This is a genomic window from Streptomyces sp. SID3212, assembly GCF_009865405.1.
Lineage (GTDB): Bacteria > Actinomycetota > Actinomycetes > Streptomycetales > Streptomycetaceae > Streptomyces.
Genome location: NZ_WWJY01000435.1, coordinates 1 through 3,180 on the forward strand (window position 1 = coordinate 1; position 3,180 = coordinate 3,180).

At 71.9% G+C, this 3,180-nt stretch carries 3 protein-coding genes and 1 pseudogene; 2 read left to right on the forward strand and 2 right to left on the reverse strand.

Translation table 11 applies throughout. The features are described 5' to 3' along the window. Positions 1–448 (reverse strand): M24 family metallopeptidase (locus tag GT042_RS12960; protein ID WP_161308856.1); only part of this gene is annotated, 448 nt, incomplete at its 3' end. Between the two features lie 49 nt (positions 449–497). Further along, positions 498–1,859, reverse strand: coding sequence for a histidinol-phosphate transaminase (locus tag GT042_RS12965; RefSeq protein WP_161308857.1), 1,362 nt, complete (start codon positions 1,857–1,859; stop codon positions 498–500). A gap of 119 nt (positions 1,860–1,978) precedes the next feature. On the opposite strand from GT042_RS12965, the gene GT042_RS12970 reads away from it, so the two are divergent. Together GT042_RS12970 and GT042_RS12975 are read left to right on the forward strand one after the other, a co-directional pair. After that, entirely contained in the window at positions 1,979–2,371 is a 393-nt protein-coding gene (locus GT042_RS12970) for a PPOX class F420-dependent oxidoreductase (RefSeq protein ID WP_345943757.1), read from the forward strand. A 222-nt stretch (positions 2,372–2,593) separates the two neighbouring features. Then, positions 2,594–3,180: pseudogene (locus GT042_RS12975) on the forward strand (hypothetical protein); the annotation flags it as partial.

Consider the following 3,180-nt stretch of genomic DNA (forward strand, 5'->3'; position numbering starts at 1 on the left):
CGATGCGGTTGCCGACGACGGCCGCCGCGATCCCCGCCGCCAGCGCCGCCCCGGCCGTCTCGACGAGCCGTACGTCGGCGGGCCTGGCGCGGCCGACCGTGAAGCTGATCGCCGAGTCGCCCACCCAACCGCCCAGCGTGGCCCCGCAGTCGATGCTGACCAGATCGCCGTCGTGCAGCCGGTAGGTGTCCGGGATGCCGTGGACGATGGCGTCGTTGACCGACGTACAGATGACGGCGGGGTAGGGGAGGGGCGCCCAGGCGGGGTGATAGCCGAGGAAGGGCGAGTCGGCCCCCGCCTCGCGCAGCACGGCGCGGGCGGTCTCGTCCAGGTCGCGCAGCGGGACGCCGACGTCCGCCGCCTCCCGTACCGCCGTGAGTGCTTGTGCGACGACCCGGCCGGCGGCCCGCATGGACTCCAGGGACGCGTCGGACTTGATGTCCACCATTCCACGAGGTTACGTCCAAGAGGCCGCGCCCGGCCTGTCCTCCGCTCCTCTACGCCCCCGAGATCAGCCGGTCCACCGCCGGGGTGCCCGACGACCAGCCCCGGCCGCCCGTCACCGGAGGCAGGGGCATGGCGGCAGGCGCGGGCCCCGTCGGCGCGGCGGGCCAGACCTGGGCCGGGACCAGGCCGAGGCCCTCGGCGGTCGGCTGCGGAGCGGGGAGACCCCTGGCAGGCACGGGCATCTGCGCGAGCATCGGCTGCGGTACGGCCGGGGGCAGCGGGGCCGGGGTGACCTGGCGGCCGTACAGCACCTGCTCCATCCCGGAGATCAGGCGCCGCACCTCGTCCTCCTGCCGCACGACCAGCCGCAGGAACCGGCTGGACGATCCCACCTTGTTGCCGCACTCGCGCACCAGCACCCCGTGCTCCGCAAGCAGCCGGTCACGCAGCACCGCGCCGTCCACGCCCTCCGGGAGCCGTACGAACACGAAGTTGCCCTGCGAGGGGTACACCGTGAGTCCCGGCAACAGGGTGAGCCGGGCGATCATCGCCCGCCGGTCGCGCCGGGTCAGCTCCAGGCTCTCGGCGTACTCCCTGCGGTGCTCCTTCAACATGAACACCACATGCTCGGCAAAGGAGTTGAGGTTCCACTTGGGGAGCATCGAGCGGACCTTCCCGGCGAGCGACGGGTTGGCCACGAGATAGCCGAACCGGACGCCGTGCAGCCCGAAGTTCTTGCCGAGGCTGCGCAGGACGATCACATTGGTACGGAGCGGGGCCTCGTCCACGATGCTGGTCTCGCGCGCCGTGTCCGAGAACTCCAGGAACGACTCGTCCACGACGACCAGGTCCAAGTCCCGCAGAGAATCGCACAGGTAGAGGACCTGGGCCTTGGACAGCAGCCCGCCGTCCGGGTTGTTCGGGTTGCAGATGACGGCCGTACGGGAGCCCCGGTCCTGGACGAAACGGACAAAGGCCCGGGGGTCCAGCTGGAAGCCGTGCGCCTCCGGCAGCGGGAACATGTCGCAGCGCTTGCCGGTCTCCATCGGCTGGTCGGTCCACCGCCCGAAGGTCGGCACGGGCACCGCCAGCGAGTCGCGGACCAGCAAGTGGTCGATCCAGGTGATGAGTTCGGTGGAGCCGTTGCCCATGGCGACGGTCTGCGGGTTCAGGCCGAGGACCTGGCACAGCTCGGCGGTGATGGTGTCGGCGCCGCTCGGGTAGTAGGTCAGGATGTCGCGGATCCTCGCGCCCATGGCCTCGAACATCGCGGGGGTGGGGAAGTACGGGTTGCACGGGACGCAGAAGTCGGCGATCCCGCCCGCCGCTCCGCCGCCCGCCCGGTGGAGCATGGAGATCGACGGGCTGTGCGCGGTGGACGCACGGAAGAGTGCGGTGACATTGCCGGCCATGGCCTGCCTTCCCTGCCGGGGGCGGTCCACCGGGGATGTGCGGACCGCCCCTCTATACGGCCCTGAAAGCTGGGGTGTTCAGTGGTTGGCGGGGGTGGCGAGCGCGTAGTCTCGCGTCCGTGACCACCCTCGACGAAGTCGGCGAACTCGGCCGCGCCCGCTATGTCAGCCTCACCACCTACCGCAAGGACGGCACGGGTGTCGCCACCCCCGTTTGGCACGCCGTGGAGAACGGTGAGTTGTTCATCTGGACCAGGGACGACGCCTGGAAGGTCAAACGGATCCGCAACAACGGTCATGTGGTCCTGGCGGCCTGTGACGTGCGCGGACGCATCGCGCCCGGTGCGACCACACTCGAAGGCACGGCCCGGCTGCTGGACGTGTCCGAGAACAACCGGGTGCGCAAGCTCCTGACCCGTAAGTACACCTGGCAGTTCTGGGCGATCGACCGGCCGGCCCGGCTCTTCCGGCGCGGCAAGACCAAGACGGTCGGAATCGCCGTCACCTTCTGAGCAGCGGGGTCGGCACCGGCGTCGCCGCCGGCACCGGTGGCGGCCCTGGCGCGGTGTGGTGTGCCGATCACACCGCACCGTCCCGGAAAACTGCGCGTAGCCGTCCCGTAACACGGCTGCGGTCGAATGCCACCTGACCGCAGGGCAGGCACGGGGGGTCAGAACGGGGCAGCGATGACGGTGCATCAACTCCCGGCAGAAATAGGGGCGTTCGCTCGGTACTTGCGCGACTTGACGTCGTTGCTCGACCCGGGCGGCGGCTGGTACGGCGTGTTCAGACAGCGTGACCCCGACGGGCTGCGCGCCTGTTTCGACGGCGCCGAGATACCCCCGTGGGACGTCGTGGAGTCGCTGCTCCAGGACTTCGGCGCGGGCCGGGACGCCGAGCAGACGGCGGCGGAGGCGGCCCGCGCACGGCGCCTGCACGCGGCGTCCGCCGCCGCGTACGACCGGCGGGCCGGTGGCGAGGAAGCGCTGTCCGAGCGGCTGCGGCTGATGGTCCGCGAGCAGGCGTACGCCGTGGAGCGGGCCGACGAGCTGGTACGACAGCTCCGTACGACCCCGGAGGGCTCACCCGAGGGCGGGCAGCTGGCGCACGACCTCGCGTGGGTGCGCGACGACCACGCGCGCGCGTCCGCGCGCTGCGCCGAACTCCGCTCCCGGCTCACCGCCCTGACCACCCCGGGGCGCGGTGGACCGCCGCCGCGCCCGGTGGCGCCCGAGGGGTGGTTCCGCGCGGAGGAGTCACCGGCGGACGAGGAGTCCGTGTTCGGCACCCGCGACCCGGCCCCGGCCCGCTCCGGGCCCCG